General features: G+C 65.2%; 17 protein-coding genes. 6 read left to right on the plus strand and 11 right to left on the minus strand.

Features of this window, described 5'->3' with window-relative positions; genetic code table 11:
* Positions 1-75: 75 nt before the first annotated feature.
* Positions 76-372 (minus strand): hypothetical protein, encoded by a 297-nt coding sequence (locus tag GRI69_RS11210; protein ID WP_160728366.1) that lies wholly within the window; start codon positions 370-372, stop codon positions 76-78.
* 114 nt (positions 373-486) lie between these two features.
* Here GRI69_RS11210 and recQ point away from each other — a divergent pair, with 114 nt between their 5' ends.
* The 5 genes from recQ to asd all read left to right on the plus strand — a co-directional run bounded on the left by recQ (position 487) and on the right by asd (position 4,877).
* Positions 487-2,277: a DNA helicase RecQ gene (recQ, locus tag GRI69_RS11215; RefSeq protein WP_160728367.1), complete on the plus strand. Its 1,791-nt coding sequence runs from the start codon at positions 487-489 to the stop codon at positions 2,275-2,277.
* Between the two features lie 72 nt (positions 2,278-2,349).
* A complete protein-coding gene (locus GRI69_RS11220; protein ID WP_237453065.1) occupies positions 2,350-3,261 on the plus strand; it encodes an SPFH domain-containing protein in 912 nt (303 codons plus the stop codon).
* Positions 3,262-3,280: 19 nt separating this feature from the next.
* Positions 3,281-3,475 (plus strand): type II toxin-antitoxin system antitoxin, encoded by a 195-nt coding sequence (locus tag GRI69_RS11225; protein ID WP_160728368.1) that lies wholly within the window; start codon positions 3,281-3,283, stop codon positions 3,473-3,475.
* 250 nt (positions 3,476-3,725) lie between these two features.
* Positions 3,726-3,989, plus strand: coding sequence for a DksA/TraR family C4-type zinc finger protein (locus GRI69_RS11230; RefSeq protein ID WP_160728369.1), 264 nt, complete (start codon positions 3,726-3,728; stop codon positions 3,987-3,989).
* A gap of 27 nt (positions 3,990-4,016) precedes the next feature.
* The gene (asd, locus tag GRI69_RS11235; RefSeq protein WP_160728370.1) at positions 4,017-4,877 is read left to right on the plus strand and encodes an archaetidylserine decarboxylase; all 861 of its coding nucleotides are present in this window, start codon (positions 4,017-4,019) and stop codon (positions 4,875-4,877) included.
* On the opposite strand, the gene GRI69_RS15780 is transcribed toward asd, so the two are convergent.
* The 8 genes from GRI69_RS15780 to pabB form a co-directional block, all read right to left on the minus strand.
* The gene (locus tag GRI69_RS15780) at positions 4,856-5,356 is read right to left on the minus strand and encodes a GNAT family N-acetyltransferase (RefSeq protein ID WP_337191068.1); all 501 of its coding nucleotides are present in this window, start codon (positions 5,354-5,356) and stop codon (positions 4,856-4,858) included. The genes asd and GRI69_RS15780 overlap by 22 nt on opposite strands.
* Positions 5,353-6,411: a GTP cyclohydrolase II gene (gene ribA / locus GRI69_RS15785; protein WP_202391981.1), complete on the minus strand. Its 1,059-nt coding sequence runs from the start codon at positions 6,409-6,411 to the stop codon at positions 5,353-5,355. The genes GRI69_RS15780 and ribA overlap by 4 nt, the downstream gene beginning before the upstream one ends.
* The gene (xth, locus tag GRI69_RS11245; protein WP_160728371.1) at positions 6,411-7,202 is read right to left on the minus strand and encodes an exodeoxyribonuclease III; all 792 of its coding nucleotides are present in this window, start codon (positions 7,200-7,202) and stop codon (positions 6,411-6,413) included. The genes ribA and xth overlap by 1 nt, the downstream gene beginning before the upstream one ends.
* A 382-nt stretch (positions 7,203-7,584) precedes the next feature.
* Positions 7,585-8,244 carry a LolA family protein gene (locus GRI69_RS11250; protein WP_160728372.1) on the minus strand — a complete coding sequence of 220 codons (660 nt, stop codon included), beginning with the start codon at positions 8,242-8,244 and terminating at the stop codon, positions 7,585-7,587.
* An 88-nt stretch (positions 8,245-8,332) separates the two neighbouring features.
* Positions 8,333-8,500 (minus strand): 50S ribosomal protein L33, encoded by a 168-nt coding sequence (gene rpmG, locus GRI69_RS11255; RefSeq protein ID WP_006832561.1) that lies wholly within the window; start codon positions 8,498-8,500, stop codon positions 8,333-8,335.
* Between the two features lie 148 nt (positions 8,501-8,648).
* The gene (arfB, locus tag GRI69_RS11260; RefSeq protein WP_160728373.1) at positions 8,649-9,053 is read right to left on the minus strand and encodes an alternative ribosome rescue aminoacyl-tRNA hydrolase ArfB; all 405 of its coding nucleotides are present in this window, start codon (positions 9,051-9,053) and stop codon (positions 8,649-8,651) included.
* Positions 9,046-9,702, minus strand: a complete 657-nt coding sequence (locus GRI69_RS11265; RefSeq protein ID WP_160728374.1) for an RluA family pseudouridine synthase — start codon at positions 9,700-9,702, stop codon at positions 9,046-9,048. Before GRI69_RS11265 ends, arfB begins: the two co-directional genes overlap by 8 nt.
* Positions 9,699-11,510, minus strand: coding sequence for an aminodeoxychorismate synthase component I (pabB, locus tag GRI69_RS11270; RefSeq protein ID WP_160728375.1), 1,812 nt, complete (start codon positions 11,508-11,510; stop codon positions 9,699-9,701). The genes GRI69_RS11265 and pabB overlap by 4 nt, the downstream gene beginning before the upstream one ends.
* 107 nt (positions 11,511-11,617) lie before the next feature.
* Here pabB and GRI69_RS11275 point away from each other — a divergent pair, with 107 nt between their 5' ends.
* Complete coding sequence (locus GRI69_RS11275; RefSeq protein ID WP_160728376.1) at positions 11,618-13,144, plus strand: helicase HerA-like domain-containing protein; 1,527 nt, start codon at positions 11,618-11,620, stop codon at positions 13,142-13,144.
* On the opposite strand, the gene GRI69_RS11280 is transcribed toward GRI69_RS11275, so the two are convergent.
* Both GRI69_RS11280 and GRI69_RS11285 read right to left on the minus strand, forming a co-directional pair.
* Positions 13,141-14,568 (minus strand): ATP-binding protein, encoded by a 1,428-nt coding sequence (locus GRI69_RS11280; protein WP_160728377.1) that lies wholly within the window; start codon positions 14,566-14,568, stop codon positions 13,141-13,143. The genes GRI69_RS11275 and GRI69_RS11280 overlap by 4 nt on opposite strands.
* Complete coding sequence (locus GRI69_RS11285; protein ID WP_160728378.1) at positions 14,565-15,299, minus strand: response regulator; 735 nt, start codon at positions 15,297-15,299, stop codon at positions 14,565-14,567. Before GRI69_RS11285 ends, GRI69_RS11280 begins: the two co-directional genes overlap by 4 nt.
* Positions 15,300-15,321 lie beyond the last annotated feature (22 nt).

The following is a 15,321-nucleotide window of genomic DNA, read 5'->3' on the forward strand; positions in this document are numbered from 1 at the left end:
AGCGCGGCAAACAAAGCCGCTACGGAAAAGGGGCGGGCACGGCGCATGGCCGGCCCGCCCTTCAGGCGCGGAAACTTATTCGGCCGATTCTTCAGCCATCGCGTCCATCGCGGCTTCGGCCGTCGCGGCAGCATTGTCGCCTGCGGTTTCGACCGAAGCGGCTTCGACTTCGGCTGCAGCCTCGGCCTGCGCATCGTCGGCCACGACATTGGCGTTGGGATCGGCGACCGGTTCGTCGGTTACCGGTTCCATCGCCTCGTCGGCGGCGATTTCGACGGTATCGGCTTCGGCTTCGGTCGAAGCATCGTCGGCACTGCCGCAGGCGGCGAGCGCAAGCGAGGCGGTGGCGATGGCAGCAATACGGAACTTCATGGCATTCTCCTTTGAATGGGTTCACTTCGTGGTTAATCGCTCCTGCGCCAAGAGGCCAAGGGAAAAAACGCCTTCGCCGGTTGCGCAGGGCGGCGCGGGCGGCGACAGGGGTGCATGGCCTCCAGCCCCACCCTCGACATGCCGAACGCGCGCGAGACCTTGCGCGCCACCTTCGGGTTCGACGATTTTCGCGGGCGGCAGGCGGAAGTGGTCGAGCGCACGCTGGCGGGCAAGTCGAGCCTGGCGGTCATGCCGACGGGTGCCGGAAAGTCGCTGACCTACCAGCTTCCCGCAGTTATGCTGGAGGGGACCTGCGTGGTGATCAGCCCGCTCATCGCGCTGATGCACGACCAGTTGCGCAGCGCACGGGCCAACGGCATCCGCGCTGCCACGCTGACCAGCGCCGACGCCGACTGGCGCGAAACGCAGGACGCCTTCCGTGCGGGCGAACTGGATCTGCTTTACATCGCGCCCGAACGCGCCAGCCAGCCGGCATTCCGCGATTTCCTCTCCTCTTCCAAGCTGGCGCTCTTCGCCATCGACGAGGCGCATTGCGTTTCCGAATGGGGGCACGATTTCCGTCCCGATTACCGGATGCTGCGCCCGCTGATGGACGCCTTCCCCGATGTGGCGAGGCTCGCGCTGACGGCCACCGCGGACGGGCAGACGCGCGTCGACGTGATGGCGCAGCTTGGCATTCCGGAAGAGGGGCTGGTGCTGGCGGGCTTCGACCGGCCGAACATTCGCTACGCCATCCGCCCGCGGGACAACCCGGTCCGCCAGATCGCCGCCCTCATGGCCGAACGCCCCGGTCCCGGCATCGTCTATGCCCAGACCCGCCGCAAGGTGGAGGAGCTTGCCGAAAAGCTCGCCGCCGCCACGGGCCGCAAGGTGCTGCCCTATCACGCCGGGCTTCCGGCAGAGACGCGGGCCGCCAACCAGGCCGCCTTCGTCGCATCCGAAGACATGGTGATCGCCGCCACGGTCGCCTTCGGCATGGGGATCGACAAGCCCGATGTCCGCTTCGTCGCCCATGTCGGCGTGCCCAAGTCGGTGGAGGCCTATTACCAGGAAACCGGCCGCGCGGGGCGTGACGGGGACCCGGCGGCTGCGGCCATGTTCTGGGGCGCGGGCGATTTCGCCACGGCCCGCGCGCGTCTCGCCGAAGTCGACGAGGATCGCCGCAATGCCGAGCGCGCCCGCCTCGATGCGCTGGCGGGGCTGGTCGAGACGGCGGGGTGCAGGCGCGCGGTCCTGCTGCGCCATTTCGGCGAAAGCCCGCCCGAGAGCTGCGGCAATTGCGACAATTGCCTCGACCGGCCCGCAGTCACGCAGGTGACCGAACTGGCGCGCAAGCTGCTGTCCGCCGTCTACCGCACCGGACAGAGCTTCGGCTTGGGCCATATCCAGAAGGTGCTCACCGGCGCGAACGACGAGCGCATCCGCCAGCGCGGGCATGACCGTCTCAGCGTCTTCGGTATCGTCGAGGGGGAGGATGCGCTGTTGCTCCAGCCGCTCGGGCGCGCCTTGCAGGCTCGCGGCGATCTCGTCCCCACCGAGCACGGCGGACTGGCGCTGGGCGGCAGCGCGCGGGAAATCCTGACAGGCGCGCGCGAGGTCGAGATCGTCGTCCCGCCGAAACGCCAGCGCCGCAGCCGGGGAGGCGGGAGCGGTGAGGCCAATCCAGTGGGCGATCCGCTGTTCGACGCGCTGCGCGAACTGCGCCGCGAACTCGCCGCCGAAGCGCAGGTCCCGCCCTACGTCATCTTCCACGATTCGACCCTGCGCGAGATGGCGGCCAGCCGGCCCTCGACCATGGCACAAATGGGCCGCATCACCGGCGTGGGCGGCAAGAAGCTCGAAGCCTATGGGGCGCGCTTCCTCCAGGAAATCTCCCGCCACTGACCGCTTCTGCTTGACCTGCACGCCTGACGATATAAATATGATATCATAATTATATCGGAGGAACGATTCGTCATGACGGTAGAACTCAAGGGGATGAACACCAGCCGCGAACGCGCGGCTTCCAGTTACAACGGCTATGTAATGCTGATCATCCTCGTGGTGGTGGTCGCGGCGCTGGCATTCATCTTGCCCGCGCTCGCGCCCGAAAGCGGCGCCGCGAAAGCAGCCAAGCTCACCTTCGTCGGCGCGTTGATCGCCTCGCTGATGGGCGTGCTGATCCTCGCCGCGGGCTTTTTCATGATCCAGCCGAACCAGGCCGTCGTCATCACGCTGTTCGGCGAATATCGCGGCAGCGAACGGACAGAGGGGCTGCGCTGGGTGTGGCCGTGGATGGGCCGGAACAAGATTTCCGCCCGCGCACACAACATCCATTCAGAACGCGTGAAGATCAACGATCTGCGCGGCAACCCGATCGAGATCGCCTGCAACGTGGTATGGCGCGTGGCCGATACCGCGCAAGCGAGCTTCGATGTCGACGATTACAAGGCCTTCGTGAACATCCAGATCGAGGCGGGTCTGCGCACGGTCGGTTCGCGCCATCCCTATGACGATTTCGAAGGCGAGGAAGTCACGCTGCGCAGCGGCGGCGACGTGGTCAACCGCGAGTTGCTCGAGGAACTCAACGACCGGCTCAAGGTCGCGGGCATCGTGGTCGACGAGGCGGGCCTCACCCACCTCGCCTATGCCAGCGAAATCGCCAGCGCCATGCTCAAGCGCCAGCAGGCCGACGCGATCATCGCCGCGCGCGCCAAGATCGTGCTCGGCGCGGTCGGCATGGTCGAGGACGCGCTGACCAAGCTGAGCCAGGACGGCATCGTGGAGATGGACGACGAACGCCGCGCCGCGATGGTTTCCAACCTGATGGTCGTCCTGTGCGGCGAAAGAGACGTGCATCCGGTGGTCAACGCCGGTTCGATCTACTGACGGTCAAGAACCCGGGTCCATGTCCAACAAGAAAGCCTTTGCCCTGCGTCTCGACCCGGCGGTTCACGCCGCGGTCGAACGCCTGGCGGCAGACGAACTGCGCAGCGCCAATGCGCAGATCGAAATGCTGCTGCGCGAGGCGTTGAAGGCGCGCGGCGCCGAGGTGAAACCGTCCCCGCCGCCGCGCAGGGGGCGTCCTCCCGCCGAGGGCTGAGCGTGGTTACGGCAACGCTCATCATGTCGGTTAGCACCGTTTCGCCAGCATGCGAATTCTGCGGATCTTAACCTTTTGCGGCCATCAGGGCACAATGGCCAAGCCGACTGCCTCGAACCTCCAGCGATTCCCCGTGTGGATCGTCCTCGCGGTCGCCGCCGCTTCGATCGGCTTCATCCCCCTCGCCGCCCTGCTCTTCTGACGGAACGACAGCAGGCTCCTGTCCGTTATCCGGGCGAAGGAGTTTGCAATGGCAGGCGGATGGGCGCGTGACGGCGCAGTTCAGGACCAGATCGACGATACGGTGAGCGACGCGGTGAGCGCCGCCCGCGCGCGTATGCCCAAGGGCGAAAGCGCGAAATATTGCGACGAATGCGGCGAGGAAATCCCCGAGAAGCGGCGGCTCGCACTGCCCGGCGTGCGTACCTGCGTCGCATGCCAGTCGGGCCGCGATGCCTCCTCGCGGCAAACCGGCATCAATCGGCGCGGCAGCAAGGACAGCCAGTTGCGCTGAGCCGCGGCCCCGCTAAGGCTCCAATCCATGACATCCCCCTTCATCTGGCTGCAGCACGCGCTTCCGCACCATCTCGTCTCGCGCGGTGCCGGCAAGATCGCCTCCAGCGAATCCGTCTGGCTCAAGAACCTCCTGATCCGCCGGTTCATCGACGCCTATGATGTCGACATGGGGGAGGCCGCCCGCCGGGTGGAGGACTTCAAGAGTTTCAACGATTTCTTCACCCGCGAACTCAAGCCCGGCGCGCGTCCGCTTGCCGACAGCCGGACCCACATCCTCAGCCCCGCCGATGGCGCGGTCAGCCAGATCGGGCGCATCGACGAAGACCGGATCTTCCAGGCCAAGGGGCGGCATTTCACCGCCACCCAGCTCCTCGGCGGCGATGCCGGAGCGGCAGAGCGTTTCGAAGGCGGCAGCTTCGCCACCATCTATCTCTCGCCGCGCGATTACCACCGCGTCCACATGCCTGCCGCAGGTTCGCTCGCATCGACTGCCTATGTGCCCGGCGATCTCTTTTCGGTGAACCAGGTGACGGCAGAGAATGTCGACGGCCTCTTCGCGCGCAACGAACGGCTCGCCTGCCTCTTCACCGGCCCGGACGGCGTGTTCGCCAGCGTGATGGTCGGCGCCATGATCGTGGCGGGCATAGAGACGGTGTGGAGCGGACTCGTCGAGACCCACCATCCGCGGCTGGTCCGCGAAAGTTTCGAACCCGGCGCCCATGCGTTCGGCGCGGGTGACGAAATGGGCCGCTTCATCCTCGGCTCGACCGTGGTGCTGCTGTTCGAACCGGGCAGGGTGGAATGGGACGCGGGGCTCAAGGCCGGTGACGCCGTCCGTATGGGACAGGCGATCGGCAGGCGGCTTCAGCCGAACGCCGGAGCGTAGGTCACCGTGCCAGCGGGAGGTTCGCCTTCGAGCACCAGCCGCTGAAAATATTCGGGCGGCGGGCCGGGATAGACCAGCCGCGGATCGTGCCGGAAGCCGAAGCGCGCATAATAGGCCGGATCGCCCAGCAGGACGATCCCGCGCGCGCCCGTCTCGCGCACATCGGCAATCGCGCGCTGCATCAGGCGCTGTCCCACACCTCCGCGCTGGCACGCAGGCAAGACGCTGATCGGCCCCAGCCCGAACCAGCCTTGGCTGCCGTCCGATATGCGGACCGGCGAAAGCGCCACATGACCGACGATGCGCTCTCCGTCCTCGGCGACCAGCGAAAGGGCAAGGTCGCCATCGGCGCGCAGGCGTTCGATGATTTTCACCTCGCTGCCGTCGCTATGGTCGACGTCCGCAAAGGCGGCCTCCGTGACTACGCTGATCTGCGCGCAGTCGGCCCGCGTCTCGGGCCGGATGGTCAGCGCGCTCACGGCAGCAGGTGGCCCGCCCGATCGCGCTTGGTGGCGAGGTAGCGGGCGTTGTGGGGATTGTCGGGCAGCGAATGCGCCACGCGCTCGGACACCTCCACCCCTTCGGCCTCCAGCGCTGCGACCTTCGCGGGATTGTTCGTCATCAGGCGGATGTCCTTCACGCCGAGCAGGCCGAGCATCCGCGCCGCCGTGGGGAAATCCCGCGCTTCGTCGGGCAGGCCCAGCCGCGTGTTGGCATCGACCGTGTCGAACCCCTGATCCTGCAAACGGTAAGCCCGCAGCTTGTTGACGAGCCCGATCCCGCGCCCTTCCTGCCGCATGTAGAGCAGCACGCCCCAGCCGCCCCTGTCCGCTTCCTGCGCCATGGCGTGCAGGGCGGCATCGAGCTGCGGGCCGCAATCGCACTTGAGACTGCCGAGGATATCGCCGGTGAGGCATTCGGAATGCAGGCGGACGAGTGGCGGCCGGTCCACGCGCTGTTCGCCGATGATCAGCGCGACATGTTCGCGCGTATCGTCCGGGCTGCGGAAGGCCACGATATGCGCGTCCTCCGCCGCGGCGACGGGGAGGCGTGCGCGCGAGGCGATATGGAGCCGGGCGGGATCGGCGAAAGCGGCCAGATCGCCGACCTCCAGCGACGCCGGCTCTGTCGCTCCCGCCGGATCGACGAGGAAGGCGGGAAGGATGCCCGCAATCCGCGCCAGTTCGAGCGCGGCCCGGGCCTGTTCCTCCCACGCCAGCGGCAGGGCCTTGAAGGGACCCTTGAGCGGGCTTTGCAAATCGAGCGCCGGATCGGCGACCGCCAGCGCAGCGGACAGGTCGAAGCTTTCCGCGCCGCGAAGCAGGACAGGCGTGCGCGGCACCGCGGCTTCGCGCTGGTTGGCCAGCTTGAGCGTGACCGCGCGGGTGGCGGAAATCAGCATCGCCTCCCCTGATATTTCCGAGAAAGCCGTCTCGACCGGTTGCAGCAACGGTGCACCTTCGATCGCCAGCGGCCAGCCGTGGCGCAAGGCATCCACCGCCAGCGCCGCCCGGCGAGAAGGCGACGGAGACATCAGATGCTGAACTCCGTCACCAGCGGTACGTGGTCGGACGGCTTTTCCCAGTCGCGCGCATATTCGTGGACCGAATGCCCGGTCGCCTGCCGGGCGAGTTCGGGGCTGGCCCACATGTGATCGAGCCGGCGGCCCCGGTCGTTCGCCTTCCAGTCCTTCGCGCGGTAGCTCCACCAGCTGTAATAGCGTTCGGGCGCCTTGATATGCTCGCGCCCGATGTCGGACCAGCCGTGGGCATCCATGAACCGCTGGAGGCTTTCGACCTCGATCGGCGTGTGGCTGACGACCTTGAGCAACTGCTTGTGGTTCCACACGTCGCTTTCCAGCGGCGCGATGTTGAAATCGCCCACGATCAACGTCGGGCGGTCCACCGCATCGGCCCAGCGGGTCATCCGCTCGAGGAAATCGAGCTTCTGGCCGAACTTAGCGTTTATCTCGCGGTTCGGCTCGTCACCCCCGGCAGGCACATAGACGTTCTCAACGATCATGCCGTCGTGCTCGGGCAGTTCGACGCCGACGTGGCGCGCCTCGCCATTGTCCTGCCAGTCGTGACGCGAAAATTCGCGGATCGGCACCCGGCTAACCGTGGCCACGCCGTGATAGCCCTTCTGGCCGTGCACGGCGATATGATCGTAGCCCAGCGCCCTGAACGCCTCGTAGGGGAACTGGTGCTCCTGGCACTTGATTTCCTGCAGGCAGAGAACGTCGGGCGCGGCATCCTTCAGGAAGCGCTCGACGATGGGCATGCGGAGGCGAACGGAATTGATGTTCCAGGTAGCTACAGAAACCATGGCGCGGAGATAGGGGGACGCGGCGCAGGGGTCTAGGTTTGAGTTGGGATTGTCGACGCCTGGTCACGGCAGTCAAAGGCCGGATGGCCGCCCGCAGCGGGTGCAGCTTGCTGCACGTCTGGCGAGGACGAACCCGCGGACGCGGGTTCGGAACACCAGACAGCAAAAAAACCCTCGAGCCGGGGGCATTGGCTCGAGGGTTCCTTGTGAGCGTTCGTCACGCTTGGATACCGAGCGGTTTTTAAGGGCGGGCAATCAACAGGGGGGAAATTGCCGCCACCGCTTCGATAACTCCAGTTCTAGGCCTGCCGGGATTGCTGCTCAATGAACATTCCGACTCGGCGAATCGCAACAATGGAACGGGTTGTCGCCGAAGTGTTATTTACGGGCGACGGGACGAACGACGCGGGTCCTTGAAGGTAAATGCGCTGTCCGCAACCGACACGCCGTAGCGGTTGTTGTTGAGGCGAACCGTGGTGCGGTGATTCTGCGAATCGAGCGCCACCCAGTGCGTGAGGCGCAAACCGCCCGGGGCCGATCCGTCGCGCGCGAAGATCAGCGTGATCGCGCCGAATTCGGGGCGGCCCGGATCGCGCACTTCGATGCTGACGACGTCGCTATGGCTGGTCGGAACCAGCTTGCCGTATTTCTTCACGTCGCGGCTCGGGTCGAGCAGTGCGCCCAGCGGCGAATTGCTGATCGGCCAGCGCTGGACCTGGTTCACCTCGTAGTCGATCATGTACATCGACTTGCCGTTCGAGACGACGAGGAGCGGCACGCCCTTTTCATATTCGAAACGGATCTTGCCGGGGCGCTTCAGCGTCATCACGCCCGAAACGGCCTGGCCGTTGCGGTCGGTCTGGACGAAGTCCGCCTTCATGGTGGAAATGCCGCGCAATGCAGCGACCGCACGGTCGAGATCGCCGGCCGCCGCTTCGACGGGGGTCGGAGCGGCATAAAAGGATGCGGGAACACCCACGGATAGCGCAAGCGCCAGTGCGGAGGCGACGGGACGATTTTTGAAGATAGACAAGGTGCTCATGCTCCTGAATTACAGTCGGAGCATTGAACTGTCACTGAACTAAAGGCGTTCCCGCCGTTCAGCTTCCGGACCGCACGGCCCGGCCAGATCACTTGATCTTGGCTTCCTTGAATTCGACGTGCTTGCGCGCCACCGGATCGTACTTCTTGAAGACGAACTTTTCGGTGTGGTTGCGCGGATTCTTCTTCGTCACGTAATAGAAGCCCGTGTCGGCGGTCGAGACGAGCTTGATCTTGACGGTTGCGGGCTTCGCCATGGCGTGTTCCTAAAGATCTTTCGAAAAGGGTCCGCCCCACGCGAGGGAGAGGCGGCCTAAATAATAAGGGCGGCGCGTGTCGCACCGCCGTCCGGCGCGCCCTTTGTGTGATTCACCGGCAAAAGTCAAGCGCCCGGCGCACCCGGCATTACCATTCGACCTTGCCGCGCTTGGCCTTCACGTCGCCCCGCACCTTCTTGGCCTTGAGGCGTTTCACCTTGCCCACGCGGTTCACCCTGCTCTTCTTGCGTTTCCGGGGCGGATCAAGCGCTTGATTGACAAGTTGGATCAGACGCTCCCGCGCCGCCTCGCGGTTCTGTTCCTGCGTGCGGTACTCGTTGGCGGTGAGGACGATTTCGCCGTTCTTGGTGAACCTGCTGCCCGCGATTTCCTTGATTCGCTCGAAGGTTTCCGGGCTCAGGCCGAGCTGGAATACGTCCACCCGGAGCTGCACCGCCGTGGCGACCTTGTTCACATTCTGCCCGCCCGGGCCGGAGGACGCGATGAATTTCTCTTCGGCGATCTCCAACGCCCGGTCGACGATTCTACCCATCCGTGAACCCGAGCGCCGCGAACTCGCGCGGCAGCGGCGCGGCCGCCTCTATGGCCGGCTTCTTCTCCCGCGGGACCACCAAACCTGCGGCATGCAGCATGGTACGAGGCGCGCCCTTGCCCGTCCCGTAAACCGGATCGCCCAACAGCGGCATGCCCAAACCTGCCTCGCAATGAATCCGGATCTGGTGCGTCCTTCCGGTTTCCGGACGGAATTCGAGGAGGGCCTTTCCATCAAGTTCCATCAGCTTGCGCCAATGGGTGATCGAGGGCTTGCCCTTCTTCGCGGCGATCATGCGCCAGCCTTTTTCCGCGCTGCTGATCTTGGAAAGTGAGAGCTCGATAGTGCCCTCTTCGCCCTCGGGGATACCCGCAACGACACCGACATAACGCTTGGTCACGAGCCGGTCCTCGAACGCCTTGGCGAATCGCTTCAACGCCTTGGGATTGCGGGCCAGCAGCAGGCAGCCGCTGGTGTCCGTATCGAGCCGGTGGACCGGCGAGGGATCGCGCTGGAAGCCGAGGCGGAGCTGTTCGAAATGGTCTTCCAGACACGGCCCGCCGCGCTTCGGGCGATCCACGGAAATACCCGCAGGCTTGTTGATCACGAGCGCTTCGCCGTCTTCGAAAATAATCGGGATGTCGGTCATACGGCTTTCAGTTCGGCCCGCACCATCTGGCGCAGCGCATTTCCGAGGAAGAAACCGTCCTCGAGATCGGCAATGGTGAGTTCGGCTTCGCGCGCCCTGCCCCCGTCGAGGAGCGACTGGCGGAACACGCCGGGCAGGAGGCCGAGCGCTGCGGGCGGCGTCAGCCATACGCCATCGCGTTCGACAAAGATATTGGTGACGCACCCTTCGGTCAGCAAACCATCCTCGCGTACGAACAATGCCTCGGTCGCCCCATGGCGCCTGGCGATGGCCTGCGCATCTTCATAAAAGCCGCGGTCGGTGGTCTTGTGGCGCAGCCGCCAGTCGCCGGAATCGACCGGCAGCGGGAGGATGATGCACGCGGCGGGATTGGGCCAGGCATCGGGCATGCCCTGCACCTCCAGCGCAATGGCACCGCTGCGCGAAGCCAGCAGACGGATACGGCCCGGCTCGTCGAGGACGAAACAGCAGGCATGGAGCTGGTTGCGCGCGTCGTGACGGTCGAAGCCGAAACCCAGTTCCGCCGCGCTGTCCTTCATCCGCGAAAGATGTGTTTCGAGCAGGGGTATGCCTTCCTCGGGCGTGAAGCGCATGGTTTCGATCAGGTCGAACTGCGCCGCCTTGTGTTCGGGCGAGGACTTGCTGGCAAATGCCCCCTTGAGCAGCGCTTCGCGCCATTCCGTGCGCGCTTCGCTGTCGGCCACGATCGCGCCGCCCACGCCCAGTACGGCCTTGCCCCGAGCATTCTCGATCTCGGTCAGCCGCAAGGTGCGGATGGCGACGTTGAATGCGGCATCGCCATCCGCACCGATCCGTCCGATGGCCCCGCAATAGGGCCCGCGCGGTTCGCGCTCCACCGCCTCGATCAGTTCCATCGCGCGGATTTTCGGTGCGCCGGTGATCGAACCACAGGGGAAAAGCGCGCGCACCAGATCGGCCGCGCCCCTGTCCTCGCGCAATTGGGCGCGCACCACGCTCACCATCTGGTGCACCGTCGGATAGCTCTCGATCGCGAAGGGTTCGTCCACCCGCACGCTGCCCGCCTCGGCCATGCGGGAGAGATCGTTGCGCATCAGGTCCACGATCATGAGGTTTTCGGCCTTGTCCTTGACCGAATTCGCCAGTTCTCCGGCCAAGGCTGCATCCTGCCCTGCGTCGGCGGACCGCGGACGTGTGCCCTTCATCGGCTTGGCCTTGGCTTCCCGTCCTTTCAGGGAAACGAACAGTTCGGGCGACAGGCTCAGCAGCCAGTGCGATCCGTCGAAGATCACTCCGCCATAGCCCGCCTGAGCCGCAGGTCGCAGTGCGGCATAGAGGCCCAGCGGATCGCCAGTGAAATTACCGGCCAGAGGAAAGGTCAGATTGGCCTGGTAGATATCGCCTGCACGGATCGCTTCCTGAAGGCGTTCGAATGCCAGCTCGTAACCGCCGGGCGAGATTTGCGGCTCCAGCGGGCCTACGCTTCCCGGGCCCTGCGCCCGTGCGGCGAGCCATGCCGGCATTTCGCCGGCGGCAATTCGCCGGGGTTCATCGAACAGGCCCAGCCAGACCAACGGGCCAGCCCCGCCCGCCTTTGCCTCGGCCAGAGGCAAGAGCCGATCCTCCAGTGCCAGCCCGGCTTCATAGGCGATATAGCCCGCCAGTTCGCCGCCTTCCTGCCGCGCGGCCTCGGCAGCTGAAAGCACGGCCTCGACCTCGTCGGTCCGATTGGCGACGAACAGCTGCTTGGGATTTTCATAGAACAGGGCATCGGCGGCGTCGTGTTCGCGCGCATCGTCTAACAGAACGAATGGGTGCCTGCCCGCCATCTTGCGTCTGCCTTTACAGAGCCTGCGCGCCAAGTCGAGGGATTGCTTGACCATTGCGCCAGGCCTGCGCCAAATCGATACGCACCACAAACAAGGGCGGGACAACGATGAGCACTATCTTTCTTGGCGCCACCGACGCAGGCGGCCAGCAGTTCATGCGGCTCGCGCAGGCCAACCGCCACGGCTTGATCGCAGGCGCCACCGGCACCGGGAAGACCGTGACCCTACAGGGGCTGGCTGAGAGTTTCTCCGCCCAGGGCGTGCCGGTCTTCGTGGCCGATGTGAAAGGCGACCTTGCGGGCATTGCGATGTCCGGATCGCCGCAGTTCAAACACGCCGACAAGCTTGAGGGCAGGGCGAAGGAACTGGGCATGGATGATTATGCCTATGCCGATAACGCCGCGGTTTTCTGGGATCTCTACGGCGAACAGGGTTTCCCGATCCGCACCACGATTTCGGAAATGGGGCCGCTGCTGCTTGCGCGGCTGCTCGACCTGAACGAAACGCAGGAAGGCGTGCTCAACATCGTCTTCCGCTATGCGGACGAGAACAATCTCCTGCTGATCGATCTCGGCGACCTGCAATCGATGCTCACCTTCGCCTATGACAATGCGAGCGAGCTTTCGGGCACCTATGGCAATGTTTCCAAGGCGAGTGTCGGGGCAATCCAGCGGCAGTTGCTCAGCTTCGAAAGCCAGGGCGCGGACATGTTCTTCGGCGAACCGGCGCTGGAGATCGACGATTTCCTTACGGTGGACGATCGGGGTCGCGGCATCATCAATGTCCTCGCCGCCGACAAGTTGATGCGCGGGCCCAAGCTTTACGCCACCTTCCTCCTCTGGCTGCTGGCCGAATTGTTCGAGACCCTCCCCGAGGTAGGCGATCCCGAAAAGCCGAAGCTGGTGTTCTTCTTCGACGAAGCGCACCTGCTGTTCGACGACGCTCCTGAAGCGCTGGAAAACAAGGTCGAGCAGGTCGTGCGGCTGATCCGATCGAAGGGAGTTGGCGTCTATTTCGTGACGCAGAACCCGATCGATATCCCGGAAAAGATCGCCGGACAGCTGGGCAACCGCATCCAGCACGCCCTGCGCGCCTTTACCCCGCGCGACCAGCGCGCGATCAAGGCGGCAGCCGAGACGTTCCGCATCAATCCCGCGCTCGATGTCGAACAGGCGATCACCGAACTCAAGGTCGGCGAGGCTCTGGTCTCCACGCTCGACGAGGACGGTGCGCCGACAGTAGTTCAGCGCACACTGATCAAGCCGCCGCATTCACGGCTTGGCCCGGTGACCGAAAAGGAACGCAAGATCGTCAATTCGGTCAGCGAGCTGGACGGGAAATATGACGACGCCGTCGACCGCGAGAGCGCGGAGGAGGTGCTTGCCGCCAAGGCCGCAGATGCCGCTGCAACCGCCGAAGAGGTGGCGGAGCAGGGGCGAGAGGAAGTGGCGAAGCGCAGCCGCAAGTCGACCTCGATGTGGGGCAAGGCTGGCAAGGCGGCGGCCACGGCTGCGGCCGGTTCGCTCACTTCGATCGCGGTGGCGACGGTACTGGGCAAGAAATCGAGCGCCAATCCGCTGCGGACCGGCGCCACGGCTTTCGTGCGCAACATCATCGGCGGATTGATGCGCTAGAGCGGGAGGCGGAATTCCGCGCGGAGCCCCCCTTCGGGGCGGTTCGACAAATTCAGTTCTCCGCCGTGCTGTTCGGCAACGGCGCGCGCCAGCGTCAGGCCGAGCCCCGCCCCGCCGGTGGCGCGGTTCCGGCTCGCCTCGCCGCGGGTGAAGGGCTCCAGCATGTCGGCAATGCGATCTTCGGGGATGCCCGGCCCGCTGTCCTCTACGCGCAGAACGGCGGTATCGCCTTCCTGTAGCACGCTTACGCAAGCGCCCCCGCCATAGCGCAGGGCGTTCGAGACGAGGTTACGCAGCCCGCGCTTCAGCCAGGTGAGGTGGATGGGCGCGACGATGCGCTGCGTTTCCAGCTCGACCGTCTCGCCCATATCCTCGAATTCCTCGACCACAGAAGCCGCCAATGCAGCAAGGTCGGTCCGTTCCGGCGCAGCGTCCGACTTGCCGACGCGCGCAAGCGCGAGGATTTCGTCGAGCGTAAGCGTGATGTCCTCGATGCTGTCGATCATGCGTTCACGCGCGGCGGCATTTTCGACGCTTTCAACCCGCACACGAAGCGCGGCCAGCGGCGTCTTGAGATCGTGTCCGATCGCTCCGAGCATCACGTCCTTTTCCGCCAGCATGGCACCGATCCGTGCCTCCATCGCATTATGCGCGCCAATCAGACGGCGGACATCCTCCGGCCCGTGGGGCTCCATCGGCTCCGACTGGCTGGGCCGCCGCGAAAATTCCTCGGTCCGCGTCGTCAGTTGGGCGAGCGGCCCGGTAATCCGGCGCAGGACGAGCCAGAGGACGAACGAGAGGAGCAGGGTAAGTGCGCCGGCCTGGAGCAAGGGGAACAGCGGTCCGAATTCCTCATGCGGCTTGCGAATGGGGGCGCGGACCACGTCCCATCCATCGCCATCGGTGATTCCGGCGATGGCGATAGAATCCGGCAGGTCTTCCGGCGCATAACCGCGGCGAAGGGCAAGGCGCTGCATAAACCGTTGCGCGATCGGGTCTGCTGAGACGGGCCGCTCGACCAGCCTGATATCGGTGAATTCGCGGCCGTTCTCGCGCAATGTCTCCGCAAGGCGTTCCTGCAGTTCGGGCATCGCGCGGTCCTGCAGCAAGGACTGGAAGCCGGTCTCGCGCGTGAAATCGGTGCCGGAGAACCGGCGGCCCATGCGGCGCGGGCGGTCCTGCTCGTCGCGGGAGGACATTTCCCGGCCGGGGTCGATTCGGGCCACGAGGTCTTCCGCGCCGCCTTCCCGAATGCGGGCCGAAGCGACGAGGCGCAGGCTTAGCGTATTTACTAAACCGGTCTCGGCACGGTCCTTTTCGATGCTCCACGCCAGAAGGCCGTTGACGCCCTGGACGATGAAGAGCGTGAGCGCGACTGCCAGCGTGACCTGGCCGAGCAGGCTTTTCGGAAGCCAGCGCGTCACCGGCTATCCTGCGCCACCCGTGTAACGTCGGCGGCGAAACGGTAGCCTCCGCCGCGCACGGTCTGGATGAAATGCGGGCTGCGGCTGTCTGCTTCGATCTTTCGGCGGAGTCGGCTGATCTGATTATCGACCGCACGATCGAACAGATGGGCTTCGCGGCCCTGCACCATATCGAGCAATTGATCCCGGTCGAGAACGCGGCGCGGGTGATCGCAGAAGGCCCGCAGCATGCGGAATTCGGCGGTCGAGATCGGTACGAGCGTGCCTTCGGGATCAATCAGGCGACGCTTCAGGGGATCGAGCTTCCAGCCCTCGAAGGCGTACAGCATGTCCTCGGCAGCATCTTCCGGTACGCGCTCGGCACGCCGCAGGACCGAACGGATACGCGCCACGAGTTCGCGCGGTTCGAAGGGTTTCGTCACATAATCGTCCGCGCCGATCTCGAGGCCGACGATCCGGTCCATTGCTTCGCCCTTGGCGGTCAGGAGGATAACCGGCAGGTTCTTGGTTTCAGCAAGGTGGCGGCACAGCGATAGGCCGTCTTCTCCCGGCATCATGATGTCGAGCAGGACGAGATCGGGCGTTTCCGTGCCGAGCAGGCTGCGCGCCGAGGCGGCGCTGTCCGCTTCACGCACGACGAACCCCTGGCCGGTGAGATATTCGGCGAGGGGTTCGCGGAGCGTGCGCTCGTCGTCGACGAGCAGGAGGGTGATGAGCGCGGTATCGTTCATGGATTGGCTTTCGCGCCTACCG

This window comes from Qipengyuania vulgaris (genome assembly GCF_009827325.1).
GTDB classification, from domain to species: Bacteria; Pseudomonadota; Alphaproteobacteria; order Sphingomonadales; family Sphingomonadaceae; genus Qipengyuania; species Qipengyuania vulgaris.

Bases quoted from the DNA above. Each gene is read 5' to 3' on its own strand.
- GRI69_RS11210 (WP_160728366.1), bottom strand. From the start codon at position 372: ATGAAGTTCCGTATTGCTGCCATCGCCACCGCCTCGCTTGCGCTCGCC.
- recQ (WP_160728367.1), top strand. From the start codon at position 487: ATGGCCTCCAGCCCCACCCTCGACATGCCGAACGCGCGCGAGACCTTG.
- GRI69_RS11220 (WP_237453065.1), top strand. From the start codon at position 2,350: ATGACGGTAGAACTCAAGGGGATGAACACCAGCCGCGAACGCGCGGCT.
- GRI69_RS11225 (WP_160728368.1), top strand. From the start codon at position 3,281: ATGTCCAACAAGAAAGCCTTTGCCCTGCGTCTCGACCCGGCGGTTCAC.
- GRI69_RS11230 (WP_160728369.1), top strand. From the start codon at position 3,726: ATGGCAGGCGGATGGGCGCGTGACGGCGCAGTTCAGGACCAGATCGAC.
- asd (WP_160728370.1), top strand. From the start codon at position 4,017: ATGACATCCCCCTTCATCTGGCTGCAGCACGCGCTTCCGCACCATCTC.
- ribA (WP_202391981.1), bottom strand. From the start codon at position 6,411: ATGTCTCCGTCGCCTTCTCGCCGGGCGGCGCTGGCGGTGGATGCCTTG.
- xth (WP_160728371.1), bottom strand. From the start codon at position 7,202: ATGGTTTCTGTAGCTACCTGGAACATCAATTCCGTTCGCCTCCGCATG.
- GRI69_RS11250 (WP_160728372.1), bottom strand. From the start codon at position 8,244: ATGAGCACCTTGTCTATCTTCAAAAATCGTCCCGTCGCCTCCGCACTG.
- rpmG (WP_006832561.1), bottom strand. From the start codon at position 8,500: ATGGCGAAGCCCGCAACCGTCAAGATCAAGCTCGTCTCGACCGCCGAC.
- arfB (WP_160728373.1), bottom strand. From the start codon at position 9,053: ATGGGTAGAATCGTCGACCGGGCGTTGGAGATCGCCGAAGAGAAATTC.
- GRI69_RS11265 (WP_160728374.1), bottom strand. From the start codon at position 9,702: ATGACCGACATCCCGATTATTTTCGAAGACGGCGAAGCGCTCGTGATC.
- pabB (WP_160728375.1), bottom strand. From the start codon at position 11,510: ATGGCGGGCAGGCACCCATTCGTTCTGTTAGACGATGCGCGCGAACAC.
- GRI69_RS11275 (WP_160728376.1), top strand. From the start codon at position 11,618: ATGAGCACTATCTTTCTTGGCGCCACCGACGCAGGCGGCCAGCAGTTC.
- GRI69_RS11285 (WP_160728378.1), bottom strand. From the start codon at position 15,299: ATGAACGATACCGCGCTCATCACCCTCCTGCTCGTCGACGACGAGCGC.